Genomic DNA, 16,088 nt, shown 5'->3' on the forward strand with positions numbered 1-16,088 from the left:
CAACCGCAGGATGGACTGGGGACGTGCCCGCAGGTCCCGTGCCGGCTTCGGAGGCGAGGCCCTTGCTTTCTTCCAGTGGCTCCTGGCCTCACTGAATGCTTTCCGGCCCATGCGCGCGTGGCAGCATTACACGCGCCAGCACGGCCCGCTGATGAGCGCCGGAATCGGCTTCACCATGTTCTTCTCCATCACCGGCCTGCTGACCACAGGGTTTTCCATCGCCGGGTTGCTCCTGCGGGACCAGCCGGCGCTGCTGGACAGGGTGGTAGCCAGCGTCTCGGAGTCGGCGCCGGGCCTGCTGAAGGTCAACGGCGGCGAGGGCCTGGTTGACCCGCAGGACCTGCTGAATCCCACGGGACTGGGCTGGACGGCCGTGATTGCCGCCGTCGTCACCGTCATTACGTCCCTCGGCTGGTTGAACGGCCTGCGGGAGGGCCTGCGCGGGGTCCAGCAGCTGCCCCCGCTCCAGGTGAACCCCGTGGTCCTGAAACTGCGCGACGCCGGCACCCTGGTGCTGCTGGGCGTCGCCCTGGTAGTCAGTTCCGGAGCCTCACTGATCTTCGGCACCGCAGCGGGCTGGGTCACCGATTTCCTGGCCCTGGACGACGCCGTGGCGGGTCCCCTGACCACGTCCATCAAGATCGGTGTGCCGCTGGTGCTGAGCTGGGTAACGGCCCTGATTATGTTCCGGCTGGCGGCCGGCCTCAAACTCAGCCGCCGTGCCTTGTTGGAAGGCACCATCCTGGCCGCCGTGGGAACCAGTGTGTTGCAGATCTTCAGCACCGAACTGCTGGCCGGCGCGGGGCGCAACCCGCTGCTGGCGCCGTTCGCGATCATCATCGGCCTGTTGATCTGGTTCAACCTGATCAGCCAGGTCTACCTGGTGGCCGGTTCCTGGGCTGCCATCCGCGAAGGTGACCTCAAGAGCGCGCCCGATGCCTCGGCCCCCGCCTGGGGTGCACGGCAGGTCCAGCCGGGCAGGGTGCCGCGGAAACCCGCGCGGGTCAGTGCCCGGCGTCGAGGTACTGGTCTGCCCAGGCAGCAATAATCTTCGCTGCCCGCGCCGCCTGGCCCTTGCCGGTCAGCAGGTGGTCGCTGCCCTCAAGCGAGACGAAGTTCCTCGGGTGCCGGGCAGTCTGGAAAATGGTGCTGGCATTTTCGATTCCCACGGTGTTGTCAGTGGGGGAGTGCAGCACCATCAGCGGCTTGTGCAGGCCCTTGATGCAGTCCGTGAGGTCCGCGTTTTCCAGGTCTTCGACGAAGTGCCGGCGGATCTCCACCAGCTTCCCGCCGAGGTCCACCTCCGCGCTGCCTTCGGTGAGGATCCGGTCCAGCGCGGCGTCGAACACGTGGGCCACATGCTTGGGCGAGAAGGGCGCACCCACTGTTGCAACGGCGTCGAGCTCGGGAATCTCGCGGGCCGCGGCCAGCACTGCGGCACCGCCGAATGAGTGTCCCACCAGGATCGATATGGCCTTGCCGTTGTCACGCATGAACGCTGCGGCGCGCACGGTGTCTGCCACCTTGTGGCTGAATGAGCCTTCCGCCCAGGTGCCCGCGGATTCGCCCAGGCCCAGGTTGTCAAAGCGCAGCATCCCGATGCCGTTGTCCGCCAGTGCCTTGCACATCCGCGACGCCGCAGGGCTGTCCTTGCCCAGCGTGAAGCCGTGCGAGAACACACCCCAGCCCTTCACGGGGCCCGCGGGGACGTCCAGGATTCCGGAGAGGACCTCACCGGTGGTGCCTTCGAACTGTACTTTTTCGGAACGGGACATTGCATCGCCTTTCAGGGCAGGACCGCTGTGCGGCCATCAGGGGCGGAAAGCACGACGGCGCCGCGCACCATGGCAGGTGGGCGGCGCCGTCGTCGTTCCCGTCAGAGGGACGTCAATCAGATCTTGCGGGAGAGGATTGCCTGCTTGACCTCGGCAATGGCCTGCGTGACCTGGATGCCGCGCGGGCATGCTTCGGAGCAGTTGAAGGTGGTGCGGCAGCGCCACACGCCTTCTTTGTCGTTCAGGATTTCCAGGCGCATGTCGCCGGCGTCATCACGGGAATCGAAGATGAAGCGGTGGGCGTTGACGATTGCTGCCGGGCCGAAGTACTGGCCGTCGGTCCAGAACACCGGGCAGGACGACGTGCACGCTGCGCAGAGGATGCACTTGGTGGTGTCGTCGAACCGCTCGCGGTCCTCGGCGGACTGCAGGCGTTCCTTGGTGGGCTCGTGGCCGCGGTTGATCAGGAAGGGCATCACTTCGCGGAAGGACTGGAAGAACGGTTCCATGTCCACGATGAGGTCCTTTTCCACCGGGAGGCCCTTGATGGGCTCCACCGTGATGGGCTTGGACGTATCCAGGTCCTTCAGGAGGGTCTTGCAGGCCAGGCGGTTGCGGCCGTTGATGCGCATGGCATCGGAACCACAGACGCCGTGGGCGCAGGAGCGGCGGAAGGAAACGCTGCCGTCGTGCTCCCACTTGACCTTGTGGAGGGCATCCAGCACACGGTCGGTGCCGTACATGGTGAGCTCGAAGTCATCCCAGGTGGCTTCCTCGGAAACCTCGGGGTTGTAGCGGCGCACACGCAGCGTGATGTTGAATGTGGGGATCTCCCCGCCGCCGCCAACGCCGGCGGGCAGTTCGATTTTGGATGCTGGCTCAGCGAGTTCAGCGGTCATCTTAGTACTTCCTCACCATCGGCTCGTAGCGTGTAAAGACCACCGGCTTGGTGGCCAACCGGATCCCCGCAATGGCCTCGGCAGAAACGTCTGCCGGAGCGTGGTCGTCCTTGTACGCCATGGAGTGCTTCATGAATTTCTCGTCATCGCGGTCCGGGAAGTCCTCGCGGAAGTGGCCGCCACGGGATTCCTCGCGGTGCAGTGCGGCCACGGTCATGACCTTGGCCAGTTCGAGCAGGAAGCCCAGTTCCACGGCTTCGAGCAGGTCAAGGTTGAAGCGCTTGCCCTTGTCCTGGACGCTGATGTTGCGGTAACGCTCCTCGAAGGACTCGATGTCCTTGAGGACCTGGTTGAGGGTCTCCGCGGTACGGAACACCTGCATGTTGGCATCCATGGTGTCCTGCAGGTCCTTGCGGATTGCAGCGACCTTCTCGGTGCCGGTGCCGTTGCGGGCAATGTTCAGCAGCTCGATCGTGTAGGCCTCAGGATCCTCCGGCAGCTCTACGAAATCGGCGGTCTTGGCGTATTCGGCAGCAGCGATACCGGCCCGCTTGCCAAAGACGTTGATGTCCAGCAGGGAGTTGGTGCCGAGGCGGTTGGAGCCGTGGACGGATACGCAGGCCACTTCACCGGCGGCGTACAGGCCGGGAACAACGGTGTCGTTGTCCTGGAGTACCTCGGTGGTGATGTTCGTGGGAATGCCGCCCATGGCGTAGTGCGCCGTGGGGAAGACCGGGACGGGCTCCGTGTACGGTTCCACACCCAGGTAGGTGCGGGCGAACTCGGTGATGTCCGGAAGCTTGGCATCGATGTGTGCCGGCTCCAGGTGGGTCAGGTCCAGGAGGACGTAGTCCTTGTTGGGGCCGCAGCCGCGGCCTTCGCGGACCTCGTTGGCCATGGAGCGGGCCACGATGTCGCGGGGTGCGAGGTCCTTGATGGTGGGGGCGTAGCGCTCCATAAAGCGCTCACCTTCGGAGTTGCGAAGGATGGCGCCCTCACCACGGGCTGCCTCGGAGAGCAGGATGCCCAGGCCGGCCAGGCCGGTCGGGTGGAACTGGAAGAACTCCATGTCCTCCAGGGGAATGCCGCGGCGGAAGGCGATGCCCATGCCGTCACCGGTGAGGGTGTGGGCATTGGACGTGGTCTTGAAGACCTTGCCCGCTCCACCCGAAGCGAAGACAACCGACTTCGCCTGGAACACGTGCAGCTCACCGGTGGCGAGGTCGTAGGAGACAACACCCGCAACGCGCTTCTGCTTGTACGGCGTGCCGTCCTCGCGGACAGCGTCTTCCTCGACGGTCAGCAGGTCCAGGACGTAGTACTCGTTGTAGAACTCAACGTTGTGCTTGACGCAGTTTTGGTAGAGCGTCTGCAGGATCATGTGGCCGGTGCGGTCAGCGGCGTAGCATGCACGGCGGACCGGGGCCTTGCCGTGGTCCCGGGTGTGTCCACCGAAGCGGCGCTGGTCAATGCGGCCTTCAGGCGTGCGGTTGAACGGCAGGCCCATCTTCTCAAGGTCCAGGACGGCGTCGATGGCTTCCTTGGCCATGACCTCGGCGGCGTCCTGGTCCACCAGGTAGTCACCGCCCTTGACGGTGTCGAACGTGTGCCACTCCCAGTTGTCTTCCTCGACGTTGGCCAGTGCCGCACACATGCCACCCTGGGCTGCGCCCGTGTGGGAGCGGGTGGGGTAAAGCTTGGTCAGTACTGCTGTTCGTGCCCGCTGACCGGATTCAATCGCTGCACGCATGCCAGCGCCACCGGCACCGACGATCACGACGTCGTACTTATGGACCTGCATACCAGACGCTCTTTCTCTCAAAATTCGCTATAAAACCACGGGCGGGCGTTGCCTGCACCGCAAAAATCCCCGCAACGATCGCTGCCCCGGGGGCAGCAGGCCAAGGCCTAGGCGGGGCAGAAGCTGCCGGGCAGCGGAACGCCGTTCACCACGGGGCAGGGGTTGAAGGTGAAGATCACCAGGGTGCCCAGGACGACGATCACGATGGTGGCCGCGTAAAGGACGATCTTGAGCCACATACGGGTGGCGTCCTTCTCGGCGTAGTCGTTGATGATGGTGCGGACGCCGTTGGTGCCGTGCAGCATGGCCAGCCACAGCATGGCCAGGTCCCAGATCTGCCAGAACGGATCGGCCCACTTGCCGGCGACAAAACCGAAATCGATGGCGTGGATGCCTTCGCCCACCAGCAGGTTCACGAACAGGTGGCCAAAGATCAGGACAACCAGCACTACACCGGAGAGCCGCATGAACAACCAGGCAAACATCTCGAAGTTGCCCTTCGAGGCGCCGGTCCGGCGGTACTTGGGTTCAATGCGGGCACTGCCGGGCTGTCCACTGCGCGGGCTGGGAATCGTTGAAGTCATGGCTTAGTGGCCTCCGAAAGCGAGGGACAGGTGGCGGATCGCGAAAGCGGCGACAGTGACGATCCAGAGTCCAAGGACAACCCAGAGCATCTGGCGCTGGTACTTGGCGCCCTGCTTCCAGAAATCAACTGCGATGATCCGCAGGCCGTTGAACGCGTGGAAGACGATTGCGGCAACAAGGCCTGTTTCGCCCAGCGCCATCAGCGGGTTCTGGTAGGTGCCGATCACGGCGTTGTAGGCCTCCGGGGATACCCGGACCAATGACGTGTCCAGCACGTGGACCAACAAGAAGAAAAAGATCACGACACCCGTAATCCGGTGTCCAACCCAGGACCACATGCCTTCACGGCCGCGGTACAAGGTGCCAGCTGGTTTCGTCGGCACTGAATAAACCTCCCTGCAACACAGCGGCGCTGGCATGGGATCCACGCGGGGGAAACGCCTGCTGCGAGAGCACTCATGGCTCAGGCCTAAATCTAGGCTTCGCTCTCAGCTTATTCAATTTAGGAACTCCTTGGTGACTTGCGTACAGGGGGTTTTTGCGCCCTTTGAGACCAAAGACACATTTGCTTGCGTGCCGGGGTGCCGCTATGGGCCGCCGCGACCCGGAATCAGGCAGGGTGGCCCTACCCCGGACCCGGGCCTTGGCCGCGGGAGGCGCGGGCAGGTCAGATACAGTAAGCCGTGATGACTACAGACAAAGCGACAGGCCAAGCAACCCCGTTGGACCGTTTTATTGCGGTAATTCCGGCGGGCGGGGTGGGGACCCGGCTCTGGCCTCTTTCGCGTGCAGCAGCTCCCAAATTCCTCCATGACCTCACCGGTTCCGGCAGTACTTTGCTGCGGGCCACCTACGACCGCCTGGAGCCGCTGGCCGGCAGCCGGGTGCTGGTGGTCACCGGCGCTGCGCACAAGGAAGCCGTCTGCCGCCAACTTCCCGAAGTCAACAACGCCGACCTGGTCCTGGAGAGCGAGCCCAAGGACTCAGGTGCCGCTATTGGCCTGGCTGCCGCGATCCTGCACCACCGCGATCCGGACACCATCATGGGCTCCTTCGCTGCCGATCACGTGATCAGTCCGGACCAGTTGTTCCAGGACGCCGTTAAGGAGGCCATCCACACGGCCGCCACCGGCAAGATCGTCACCATCGGCATTATGCCCACGCACCCGTCCACGGGCTTTGGCTACATCCGTTCGGGAGAAAACCTGAAGGTGCCTGGCGCACCCACGGCGCAGTCCGTCGTCGAATTCGTTGAAAAGCCTGACGAGGAAGTGGCCCGGCAGTACGTCGAAAGTGGCGAGTACGTCTGGAACGCCGGGATGTTCGTTGCGCCGGTCTCCCTGATGCTCAAGCACCTTGAGGCCAACCAGCCGGAGCTGTTCGCCGGTCTGCAGGAAATCGCGGCGGCGTGGGATACGCCGTCCCGCGACGAAGTGACGGCCAGGATCTGGCCTGAACTGCCCAAGATCGCCATCGACTACGCCGTGGCCGAACCTGCCGCCGCCGCTGGCGACGTCGCCGTGGTGCCCGGCACTTTCCGCTGGGACGACGTCGGGGACTTTGCTTCCGTGGGCCGGCTCAACAGTGCCGGAGAAGTGGATGAAGTGACGGTCCTTGGTGCCGGCGCGCGCGTGTTCACCGAGAACTCCAGCGGTGTGGTGGTCTCCGACACCAAGCGCGTGATCGCCCTGATCGGCATCGAGGACGTGGTGATCGTGGATACCCCCGACGCCCTGCTGGTGACCACCATGGCCAACTCGCAGCGAGTGAAGGCCGCCGTGGCAGCACTGAAGGCCAGCGGGGACACGGACGTTCTCTAGTGCCACAGCGCTGCGGAGTCCAGTTCGCCGTAACGCGCCGCAGGTGATGCCGTTATTGTGCGGTGGCTCGCTAGAGTGTTTTAGTGCGCAACTACACTACCGAAGCCGAGCCCACCGTCCTGGTGGGCCCGTGGCTGGAACCGCTGCTGTCCGAGCTGATCGATTTCCGGCGGGACCTGCACGCGCACCCCGAATTGTCCTTCAAGGAGTTCCGCACCACTGACAAGCTGGTGGCCCGGCTCGCCGCAGCAGGCTTGAAGCCCAGGCGGCTTGAGGGTACCGGCGTCACCGTGGACATCGGTGAAGGACCCATTGCCACGGCGCTCCGCGGGGACATTGACGCGCTGCCCATCATCGAGGAAACCGGGCTGCCGTTTGCCTCAAAGAACCACGGTGTGACCCACGCGTGCGGCCATGACATCCACACCACCACCATGCTGGGCGTGGCCCTGGTGCTGCAGCGCATGCACCTGGAGTCGCCGCTGCGCGGACGCGTCCGGATCATCTTCCAGCCGGCTGAGGAAACCATGCCCGGCGGGGCGCTGTCCTGCATCGAACAGGGAGTCCTGGAAGGGGTGCCGCGCATCCTGGCACTGCACTGCGATCCCAGGATCGACGTCGGCCGGATCGGTACGCGCATCGGCGCCATCACCTCGGCCTCGGACACCATCAAGATTGAACTGAGCGGCCGTGGCGGGCACACGTCCCGCCCCCACCTCACCGAGGACCTGGTGTTTGCCCTCGCGCAGATCGCCGTCAATGTCCCGGCAGTGCTCTCACGCCGCGTGGATGTCCGCAGCGGCGTCTCCGTGGTGTGGGGCCAGATCAACGCCGGTTCGGCGCCCAATGCGATTCCCGGAACCGGATACATGGCGGGCACCATGCGCTGCCTTGACCGCGATGCCTGGCATGCCGCCGGCGAACTGCTGGACGAGGTAGTGCAGCAGGTTGCTGCCCCCTACGGTGTTGAAGTCCGGCTGGAACACACCCGGGGTGTGCCCCCGGTGGTCAACTCCGAACACGAAACCGCCCTGATCGAGGCCGCAGCCCGCGCCGAGCTGGGCGAGGGCGCCGTAGTGCTCACCCCACAGTCCATGGGTGGCGAAGACTTCGCCTGGTTCCTGGCGGAGCGTCCCGGCGCCATGATGCGCCTGGGCACCATGACGCCCGGCGGCGAGGAATACGACCTCCACCGCGGCGATTTCATTGTGGACGAGCGTGCCCTGGGCTTCGGCATCCAGGTGCTCGCCGCGGCCGCTTTGCGCACCATCCGCGACCTCTAGGCAACTAAAAAGCCGGCACCGGCAGCCCTGGTTCCTACTTGGCGTAACTAGGTTGTGCACAATTTAATTGTGCGTTAGTGTTTTTGTCATGACCGATGCTCCCCGCCTTGACCGCCAGGTGTGCTTTGCCCTTTATTCGGCATCCCGCGCGGCCACCGCTTTGTACAGGCCGCTGCTGGAAGACCTTGGCCTGACGTACCCGCAGTACCTGGTGATGCTGGTCCTCTGGGAGAACGAGCCACGCGGCGTGAAGGAACTGGGGGAGGAGCTGGGCCTGGACTCGGGTACGTTGTCGCCCCTGCTTAAGCGCCTCGAAGCCCTGGGGCTGGTGGAAAGGCGGCGGTCCGGAGAGGACGAGCGCCGCGTGGCCATCCACCTGACTCCTGCCGGGCGTGAGCTCAGCAGCAGGGCCGCCGGCATCCCGCAGCGCCTGGCCGAGGCAGCCGGACTCTCCACTGCCGAACTTGACCAGCTCCACAGCACCCTCGAACGGCTCACTGCCGCGCTCCACGAATCGCGTTAACGCACAGAACTCCCCGCGCACAGACTTCCCCAGTACAGAACGGAAACCCATGAAGACTCTCTACACTGCCCATGCCCTTGCCTCCGGTGAAGGGCGGGACGGCAACGCCCGCAGCAACGACGGCAAGCTTGATGTGGCCCTGGCGAGCCCCGTTGAACTGGGCGGCAACGGCCAGGGCACCAACCCTGAGCAGTTGTTCGCCGCCGGTTACGCGGCGTGCTTCCATTCGGCACTGCGCCTGGTGGGCCGCCAGGCGAAGGCGGACCTGACGGATTCTGCCGTTGCCGCCCGCGTCCACCTTGGCTCCCTTGAAGGCGGCGAAGGCTTTGGACTGGCCGCTGAGCTGGAGATCGCGCTGCCGGCGCTGGACCTTGCCACGGCCGAAGCGCTGGTCGCCAAGGCCCACCAGGTCTGCCCCTACTCCAACGCCACCCGCGGCAACATCACAGTCGACATCAAGATTCTGGAGTTCGCAGCATGAGCGTCGAGTCCACCGCAGCAGCACGGCCCGCAACCTCATTGCCTTCCGCGTCCCTGCCTGCCACCTCATTGCCTTCCACCTCACGGGAAATCCGGCTGGCATCCAGGCCGAAGGGCAGGCCGGTCCCGGAAAACTTCGAGCTCGCTGAATCGCCGGTCCACGCCCTGGAGGACGGCCAGATCCTGGTCCGCAACCTCTACATCTCCGTAGACCCCTATATGCGCGGACGCATGAATGACGTCAAGTCCTACTCGCCCCCTTTCCAGTTGGGCAAAGCGCTCGACGGCGGTGCGGTAGGTGAGGTGATCGCGTCCCGGTCCGAGGCACATAAGGTGGGTGACGCCGTCGTCCATCAGCTGGGTTGGCGCGAATACGCGGTCCTGGATGCCGGAAGCGCGGCACCGGCCAGGACTGACCTGGCCCCGGCCCAGGCTTTCCTCGGAGCGCTGGGCATGACCGGCCTGACGGCCTATGCGGGCCTGCTGAAGGTGGCGGAATTCAAGCCGGGAGATGCAGTGTTCGTTTCCGGTGCCGCAGGTGCCGTGGGATCGCTGGTGGGCCAGATCGCCAAGGCCATGGGGGCGTCCCGGGTGATCGGCAGCGCCGGAACACCGGAGAAGGTTGCCCGGCTCCTGGATCTGGGCTTTGATGAGGCGTTCAACTACCGCGACGCCCCGGTCCTTGAGCAGCTGAAGGCTGCCGCGGGAGAGGGCGGCATCGACGTCTACTTCGACAACGTGGGCGGCGATCACCTCGAAGCCGCACTGGCAACGCTGAACGTGGGCGGCCGGGTGGCGATGTGCGGTGCCATTTCCCAGTACAACGCCACCGAACCGGTGCCGGGGCCTCGGAACCTGATGCTGGCCATCGGGAAGCAGCTGACCCTCAAGGGCTTCCTGGTGGGAGGCCAGCGCCAGCACGGTCCCGAATTCGCGGAACGTATGGCGGCATGGCTGGCCGACGGCACAATCCGCTATGACGAGACGGTGGTGGACGGGCTGGAGAACGCGCCGCAGGCATTTATGGACCTCCTCGAGGGCGCCAATACCGGCAAGATGCTGGTCCGGCTCTGACCCAGGCGGCAGGGGCCCGTGGGAGGACACCTACTGCTTGGTAACAAATTCTCAACAATCTGAGGTTTCGCGGCCGTGTGTGATAGGACACGTGGCGCAGCCCACTACAGTGTTGTCCATCAGTGCGCTTCGGCGCAGTGCTGCGAAGCCTCAGTGAAAACAGAATTTCAGTGCAGAAACGGACACTCATTGAATTCAGGTCGTAGCGCCACTCTCTTCATCCTGGAGGAAAATTGAAGACATCACTGCGTGCCACCCTCAAGCGCGGTTCCATGGCCGGAATGGCCACTGTGGGTGCAACAGCACTCCTTCTCACTGCCTGTGGCGCAGCTCCGGAAACCGGCGGATCCACCGAGGCCGCCAGCGACTACACCGGCTGCATCGTCTCCGACTCCGGTGGATTCGACGACCAGTCCTTCAACCAGTCCTCCTACGAAGGCCTGAAGAAGGCTGAGAAGGACCTCGGCATCAAGGTCAACCAGGTGGAATCGAAGACCAACAACGACTTCGAGCCCAACCTGCGCGCCATGGTCACCGCCGGCTGCGACCTCACCGTCACCGTGGGCTTCCTCCTGGGCGACGCCACCAAGGCCCAGGCCGAGGCCAACCCGGACAGCCACTTCGCGATTGTGGACTTCGGCTACGAAACTCCCATCGCCAACGTCAAGCCCATCATCTATGACACGGCCCAGGCGGCATTCCTCGCAGGCTACCTTGCCGCAGGAACCACCAAGACCGGAACGGTAGCCACCTTCGGCGGCATCAAGATCCCCACCGTCACCATCTTCATGGACGGCTACGCCGACGGCGTTAAGTACTACAACGAGCAGAAGGGCAAGGACGTCAAGCTCCTTGGCTGGAACAAGGAAGCCCAGGACGGCAGCTTCACCGGCGACTTCGAGAAGCAGGACGTCGGCAAGCAGCTCACCCAGAACTTCCTGGACCAGGGCGCTGACATCGTGATGCCGGTCGCCGGTCCCGTAGGCAAGGGTGCAGGCGCTGCCCTGCAGGAGGCCAAGGCCGCCGGCAAGGACGTCAAGCTCATCTGGGTTGACTCCGACGGCTTCCTGACCGCTCCCGAGTACAAGGACATCATGCTCTCCTCCGTGATGAAGCAGATGGGTGAGGCCGTGGAGAACGTGGTCAAGGAAGACAAGGACGGCAACTTCAGCAACGAGCCCTACGTTGGCACGCTGGAGAACGACGGCGTGAGCCTGGCCCCGTTCCACGATTTCGACTCCCAGGTTCCCGCTGATCTGAAGACCGAACTCGAGCAGATCAAGAAGGACATCATCGACGGCAAGCTGACCGTAGAGTCCGCCGCGAGCCCGAAGGCCTGATTCCCCTGCGCAAGGCGCCACCCCCGGTTGGTCATTGACTGGCCGGGCGGTGGCGCTTTTCGTTGGGCACCAGTCCACTAGGCTGGTGCTGCAGCCGCATATCCCGTCCGGGTCACGGACGCTTCGAGAATGGTCAGAGTTTTGAAACTTGAACTCAGAGGGATCACCAAACGCTTCGGCTCCCTGCTCGCCAACGATCACATAGACGTGGTGGTTGAACCCGGACAGATCCACTGTCTGCTGGGCGAGAACGGGGCGGGCAAATCCACCCTGATGAACGTGCTGTACGGGCTCTATGAGCCAACCGAGGGCCAGATCCTCATCGACGACGCCCCTGTCTCCTTCCGTGGACCGGGGGACGCCATGGCCGCAGGAATCGGCATGGTGCACCAGCACTTTATGCTGGTGCCCGTCTTCACTGTGGCGGAGAACGTGGCGCTGGGCGCCGAGTCCACCAAGGCAGCCGGTTTCCTGAACCTGGAAGACACCCGCCGCAAGATCCGGGAGATTTCGGACAAATACGGGTTCGACGTCGATCCTGACGCTCTGGTGGAAGACCTCCCCGTGGGCGTCCAGCAGCGGGTCGAGATCATCAAGGCCCTGGTGCGCAATGCCAAGGTCCTGATCCTGGACGAACCCACCGCCGTGCTGACCCCACAGGAAACCGATGAACTGCTGGACATCATGCGCCAGCTCAAGTCCAACGGCACCTCCATCGTCTTCATCTCGCACAAGCTGCGGGAGGTCAAAGCAGTCTCGGACACCATCACGGTGATCCGCCGCGGCAAGGTGGTTGGCACCGCGGACCCCACGGCCGCCACCACGGAGCTGGCCTCCATGATGGTTGGCCGCGCCGTGAACCTCACCCTGGACAAGGCGCCGGCCACCCCACAGGAAACCACCTTCCAGGTCAAGGACCTGACGGTGATCGCTCCCAACGGCACACACACGGTGGACGGCATCAGCTTCGACATCGCCCGGGGCGAGATCCTGGCCATCGCGGGCGTCCAGGGCAACGGCCAGACGGAACTCACCGAGGCCATCCTGGGACTGCAGGAACGGGTCAGCGGCTCGGTCGTCCTCGACGGCACCGAACTCCTGGGGCGTTCGGTCAAGGAAGTGCTGCACGCCGGCGTCGGGTTCGTTCCAGAGGACCGCAAAGTGGACGGCCTGGTAGGCACGTTCTCCGTGGCGGAGAACCTGGTCCTGGACCTCTATGACAAGGCTCCGTTCGCGAAGGGCATCAGCATGAGCCCGGCCAAGGTGATGGAGAACGCCAAGTCCCGGATCGAGGAGTTCGACGTCCGGACGCCTTCGGCGGCTGCCGCGGCCGGGACGCTCTCCGGCGGCAACCAGCAGAAAGTGGTCATGGCCCGGGAGCTGTCACGGCCGTTGCGGCTCTTTATCGCATCCCAGCCAACCCGCGGCGTGGACGTTGGCTCCATTGAATTCCTGCACCGGCGCATCGTCGCCGAACGCGACCAGGGCACTCCGGTCATGATCATCTCCACCGAGCTGGACGAGGTCATGGAACTGGCAGACCGGATCGCCGTGCTCTACAAGGGCAGGTTGGTGGGCATCGTCCCCGCCGGTACCGGCAGGGACGTGCTGGGCCTGATGATGGCCGGGATCTCACCCGAGGACGCCGCCCACACCGACGCAGCCCACACGGACGCTGCAGGCACCGCCGGACCAACAGACACTGCCACCTCCACTGCCACCGCCGAAGGAGGCGACCATGCCTGAGGAACACAAACACGTTGCTGACAAAACCGGCAAACCGCACCAGCCCAACCCTGCTGCTGAGGAGACGGCCGCCGTCGTCAGTGTTGACACTGCCGGTGGCATGATGGAACCGTCCGCTGTACCGGCAACCGCCCAGAGCGGACAGTTGGCCGGTGGACCGGACAGCCTGATGCGGAAGATCTTCACCGGAAGCGGCATGGTCTCCGTGCTGGCGGTGCTGCTGGCACTCATCATCGGCGGGCTCCTGATCGCCAGTACCGACGAAAGGGTCTCCACCACCGCGGGCTACCTGTTCGCCCGGCCCACGGACTTTTTCGGCGCCGTCTGGAACGCTGCCACGCGCTCCTACATCGCGCTCTTCCAGGGCTCGGTCTTCAACCCGAGGGCCAACAGCCTGGCGCTGCAGTTCGCGCCGCTGATGGAAACCCTGACCATCGCCACACCGCTGATCACGGCGGGCCTGGGCGTGGCACTTGCCTTCCGTGCGGGCCTGTTCAACATCGGTGCCCAGGGCCAGATCATCATGGCCGGCATCCTCGCCGCCTGGGTGGGCTTCGCGCTGGACCTTCCCATGGGACTGCACCTGCTGCTGGTCCTGGTGGCGGGCATCGTGGGCGGCGCCATCTGGGGCGGCCTGGTTGGTCTCCTCAAGGCCAGGACAGGCGCCCACGAGGTCATCCTGACGATTATGTTCAACTACATTGCGCTGTACTTCCTGCGCTACCTGCTGAACACACCGGCATTCCAGCGGCCGGGGGAGTCCAACCCCATCTCGCCCATCCTGGATCCCACGGCCGTGTATCCGCAGATTTTCGGGACCCAATACCGGTTGCACCTGGGCTTCGTGCTGGCCATCGCCGCCACCGTGCTGGTCTGGTGGCTGCTGAACCGGTCAACGGTGGGCTTCGAGTTCCGTGCCGTGGGTGCAAACCCGAAGGCGGCGCAGACCGCGGGCATCAACGTTTCGCGATCCACCATCCTGGTCATGGCGCTCGCGGGCGCCCTCGCCGGCATGTCCGGCGTAGCCCAGGTGGCGGGTACCGAGAAAGTGCTCACGGACGGCGTTGCGGCCACCTATGGTTTTGACGCCATTACCGTTGCGCTGCTGGGCCGTTCGACGCCGTGGGGAACCTTCGCGGCCGGCCTGCTGTTTGGCGCCTTCCGCGCCGGAGCCGTGCAGATGCAGATCCAGACCGGCACGCCCATCGACATTGTCCTGGTGGTCCAGTCACTGATCGTCCTGTTCATCGCGGCTCCGCCGCTGGTGCGCGCAGTGTTCGGGCTGAACCCCCGCAAGAAGAAGACCACATCCCGCAGGAACGGCGCCACGCCTGAATCCCGCGGACCACGCGATACCGAGACAGCAGCCACCGGAGGTGCAGCATGAGCACAACAGCAACGTCGCCCCGGCCCGGAACGCCGCAGGACGCCAGCGGAGCAGAAGGCCTCCAGTCCACTTCCGCGAAACCGGTGACCTGGAAGATCCCGGTCCTGCTGGGTGCGTTGGGTATTGTGGCCCTCGTTTTCTTCGGACTGATGGCGCCCAACCAGACGGCCACGTTCGGAATCTCCACCGGCAGCGACTTCTTCCAGCTGCCCGCTGTGGAAGTCAATGCGCTGGCCGGCGGAATCGTCCTATCCGTGCTGATGCTGGGCCTGGCCGCGTACTCCGTCTTCCTCAAGACCAAGGACCGGCCCACGCCAACATGGGTGGTCATCGCGTTTATTGTGCTCTTCGCAGCGGCGTTCCTGGTGTGGGTGGTGGGCGGTGCCCGCACTCCCAGCATTTCCCTGGCCGGCCTGATTGCCGGGTCCGTCACCCTGGCCGTCCCGCTGGTCTTCGGCTCGCTTTCCGGCGTGCTGTGCGAGCGAGTAGGCGTAGTAAACATCGCGATCGAAGGCCAGTTGCTGGGCGGCGCCTTTACCGCGGCGATTGTTGCCAGCATTACGCAGAATGCCTTCATCGGCCTGGCAGCCGCTGCCGTCGCCGGGGCTGTCGTCTCCATGGTGCTGGCAGTGTTCAGCATCAAGTACCTGGTCAACCAGATCATTGTGGGCGTGGTGCTCAACGTGCTGGTTTCCGGCGTCACCGGCTTCCTCTTCAGCACCGTGATGCAGGAGGACTCGGCGCACTTCAACTCCCCACCGGGGCTGGGGATCATCGATATCCCGGTGCTGTCCAGCATCCCGATCATCGGGCCCATCCTGTTCAAGCAGTCCCTGGTGGGTTACCTGATGTACGTGGCCGTTGCCGTGGTGTGGGTGGGTCTCTTCAAGACCAAATGGGGGCTGCGCGTCCGCGCCGTGGGCGAGCATCCCCAGGCCGCTGACACCATGGGCATCAAGGTCAACGCCACGCGCTTCTGGAACGTCACGCTCGGCGGCGCCATCGCCGGTATCGGCGGATCCTTCTTCACCCTGGTGGCCATCGACTCCTTCACCAAGGAAATCTCCGGCGGTCGAGGCTTTATTGCGCTGGCGGCCCTGATCTTTGGCCGTTGGAACCCGATCGGCGCGTTCTTCGCGGCGCTGCTCTTCGGCTTCGCGGACAACCTGCAGAGCATCGTCACCATCATCGGAACGCCGGTACCCAGCCAGTTCATGGCCATGCTGCCGTACCTGGTGACAGTCCTCGCCGTCGCCGGGCTGGTGGGCAAATCGAGGGGACCCGCGGCCAGCGGCATCCCGTACGTCAAGGGTTGACGGCCGTGACAGGCTCGACCACCGCCGTGGACTGGAGCGCGCTCGAGGCCGCTGCACAG

General features: G+C 64.6%; 15 protein-coding genes. 10 read left to right on the plus strand and 5 right to left on the minus strand.

Annotated features, from left to right (window positions below):
- Nucleotides 1–10: 10 nt before the first annotated feature.
- A complete protein-coding gene (locus ACPJW8_RS04975; RefSeq protein ID WP_330187017.1) occupies nt 11–1,048 on the plus strand; it encodes a YihY/virulence factor BrkB family protein in 1,038 nt (345 codons plus the stop codon).
- On the opposite strand, the gene ACPJW8_RS04980 is transcribed toward ACPJW8_RS04975, so the two are convergent.
- The 5 genes from ACPJW8_RS04980 to sdhC all read right to left on the minus strand — a co-directional run bounded on the left by ACPJW8_RS04980 (nt 1,005) and on the right by sdhC (nt 5,398).
- Complete coding sequence (locus tag ACPJW8_RS04980; protein WP_330186714.1) at nt 1,005–1,775, minus strand: alpha/beta hydrolase; 771 nt, start codon at nt 1,773–1,775, stop codon at nt 1,005–1,007. The two genes, ACPJW8_RS04975 and ACPJW8_RS04980, sit on opposite strands and share 44 nt — an antisense overlap.
- A gap of 116 nt (nt 1,776–1,891) precedes the next feature.
- Nucleotides 1,892–2,674: a succinate dehydrogenase iron-sulfur subunit gene (locus tag ACPJW8_RS04985; protein ID WP_330186715.1), complete on the minus strand. Its 783-nt coding sequence runs from the start codon at nt 2,672–2,674 to the stop codon at nt 1,892–1,894.
- 1 nt (nt 2,675) lies between these two features.
- Nucleotides 2,676–4,475, minus strand: a complete 1,800-nt coding sequence (sdhA, locus tag ACPJW8_RS04990) for a succinate dehydrogenase flavoprotein subunit (protein ID WP_330186716.1) — start codon at nt 4,473–4,475, stop codon at nt 2,676–2,678.
- A 107-nt stretch (nt 4,476–4,582) separates the two neighbouring features.
- On the minus strand, nt 4,583–5,059 hold the full coding sequence (locus ACPJW8_RS04995; RefSeq protein WP_330186717.1) for a succinate dehydrogenase hydrophobic membrane anchor subunit: 477 nt from the start codon (nt 5,057–5,059) through the stop codon (nt 4,583–4,585).
- Nucleotides 5,060–5,062: 3 nt separating this feature from the next.
- Entirely contained in the window at nt 5,063–5,398 is a 336-nt protein-coding gene (sdhC, locus tag ACPJW8_RS05000; RefSeq protein WP_425256455.1) for a succinate dehydrogenase, cytochrome b556 subunit, read from the minus strand.
- A 348-nt stretch (nt 5,399–5,746) separates the two neighbouring features.
- Between sdhC and ACPJW8_RS05005 the strand changes: the two genes are divergently transcribed.
- The 9 genes from ACPJW8_RS05005 (at nt 5,747) to ACPJW8_RS05045 (ending at nt 16,029) form a co-directional block, all read left to right on the plus strand.
- The gene (locus ACPJW8_RS05005; protein WP_330186719.1) at nt 5,747–6,880 is read left to right on the plus strand and encodes a mannose-1-phosphate guanylyltransferase; all 1,134 of its coding nucleotides are present in this window, start codon (nt 5,747–5,749) and stop codon (nt 6,878–6,880) included.
- Between the two features lie 83 nt (nt 6,881–6,963).
- Nucleotides 6,964–8,163 carry an amidohydrolase gene (locus ACPJW8_RS05010; protein WP_330186720.1) on the plus strand — a complete coding sequence of 400 codons (1,200 nt, stop codon included), beginning with the start codon at nt 6,964–6,966 and terminating at the stop codon, nt 8,161–8,163.
- 88 nt (nt 8,164–8,251) lie between these two features.
- A complete protein-coding gene (locus ACPJW8_RS05015; protein WP_330186721.1) occupies nt 8,252–8,686 on the plus strand; it encodes a MarR family transcriptional regulator in 435 nt (144 codons plus the stop codon).
- Between the two features lie 49 nt (nt 8,687–8,735).
- Nucleotides 8,736–9,167 (plus strand): organic hydroperoxide resistance protein, encoded by a 432-nt coding sequence (locus ACPJW8_RS05020; RefSeq protein ID WP_330186722.1) that lies wholly within the window; start codon nt 8,736–8,738, stop codon nt 9,165–9,167.
- Nucleotides 9,164–10,240, plus strand: a complete 1,077-nt coding sequence (locus ACPJW8_RS05025; protein ID WP_330186723.1) for an NADP-dependent oxidoreductase — start codon at nt 9,164–9,166, stop codon at nt 10,238–10,240. The genes ACPJW8_RS05020 and ACPJW8_RS05025 overlap by 4 nt, the downstream gene beginning before the upstream one ends.
- 233 nt (nt 10,241–10,473) lie before the next feature.
- Nucleotides 10,474–11,580 (plus strand): BMP family lipoprotein, encoded by a 1,107-nt coding sequence (locus ACPJW8_RS05030; RefSeq protein WP_425256416.1) that lies wholly within the window; start codon nt 10,474–10,476, stop codon nt 11,578–11,580.
- Nucleotides 11,581–11,721: 141 nt separating this feature from the next.
- Nucleotides 11,722–13,326, plus strand: coding sequence for an ABC transporter ATP-binding protein (locus tag ACPJW8_RS05035; RefSeq protein WP_330186724.1), 1,605 nt, complete (start codon nt 11,722–11,724; stop codon nt 13,324–13,326).
- The gene (locus tag ACPJW8_RS05040) at nt 13,319–14,713 is read left to right on the plus strand and encodes an ABC transporter permease (protein ID WP_330186725.1); all 1,395 of its coding nucleotides are present in this window, start codon (nt 13,319–13,321) and stop codon (nt 14,711–14,713) included. The genes ACPJW8_RS05035 and ACPJW8_RS05040 overlap by 8 nt, the downstream gene beginning before the upstream one ends.
- Nucleotides 14,710–16,029, plus strand: a complete 1,320-nt coding sequence (locus tag ACPJW8_RS05045; RefSeq protein WP_330186726.1) for an ABC transporter permease — start codon at nt 14,710–14,712, stop codon at nt 16,027–16,029. Before ACPJW8_RS05040 ends, ACPJW8_RS05045 begins: the two co-directional genes overlap by 4 nt.
- Nucleotides 16,030–16,088: the final 59 nt, after the last annotated feature.

The organism is Pseudarthrobacter sp. J47, from assembly GCF_049810315.1.
Taxonomy (GTDB): domain Bacteria; phylum Actinomycetota; class Actinomycetes; order Actinomycetales; family Micrococcaceae; genus Arthrobacter.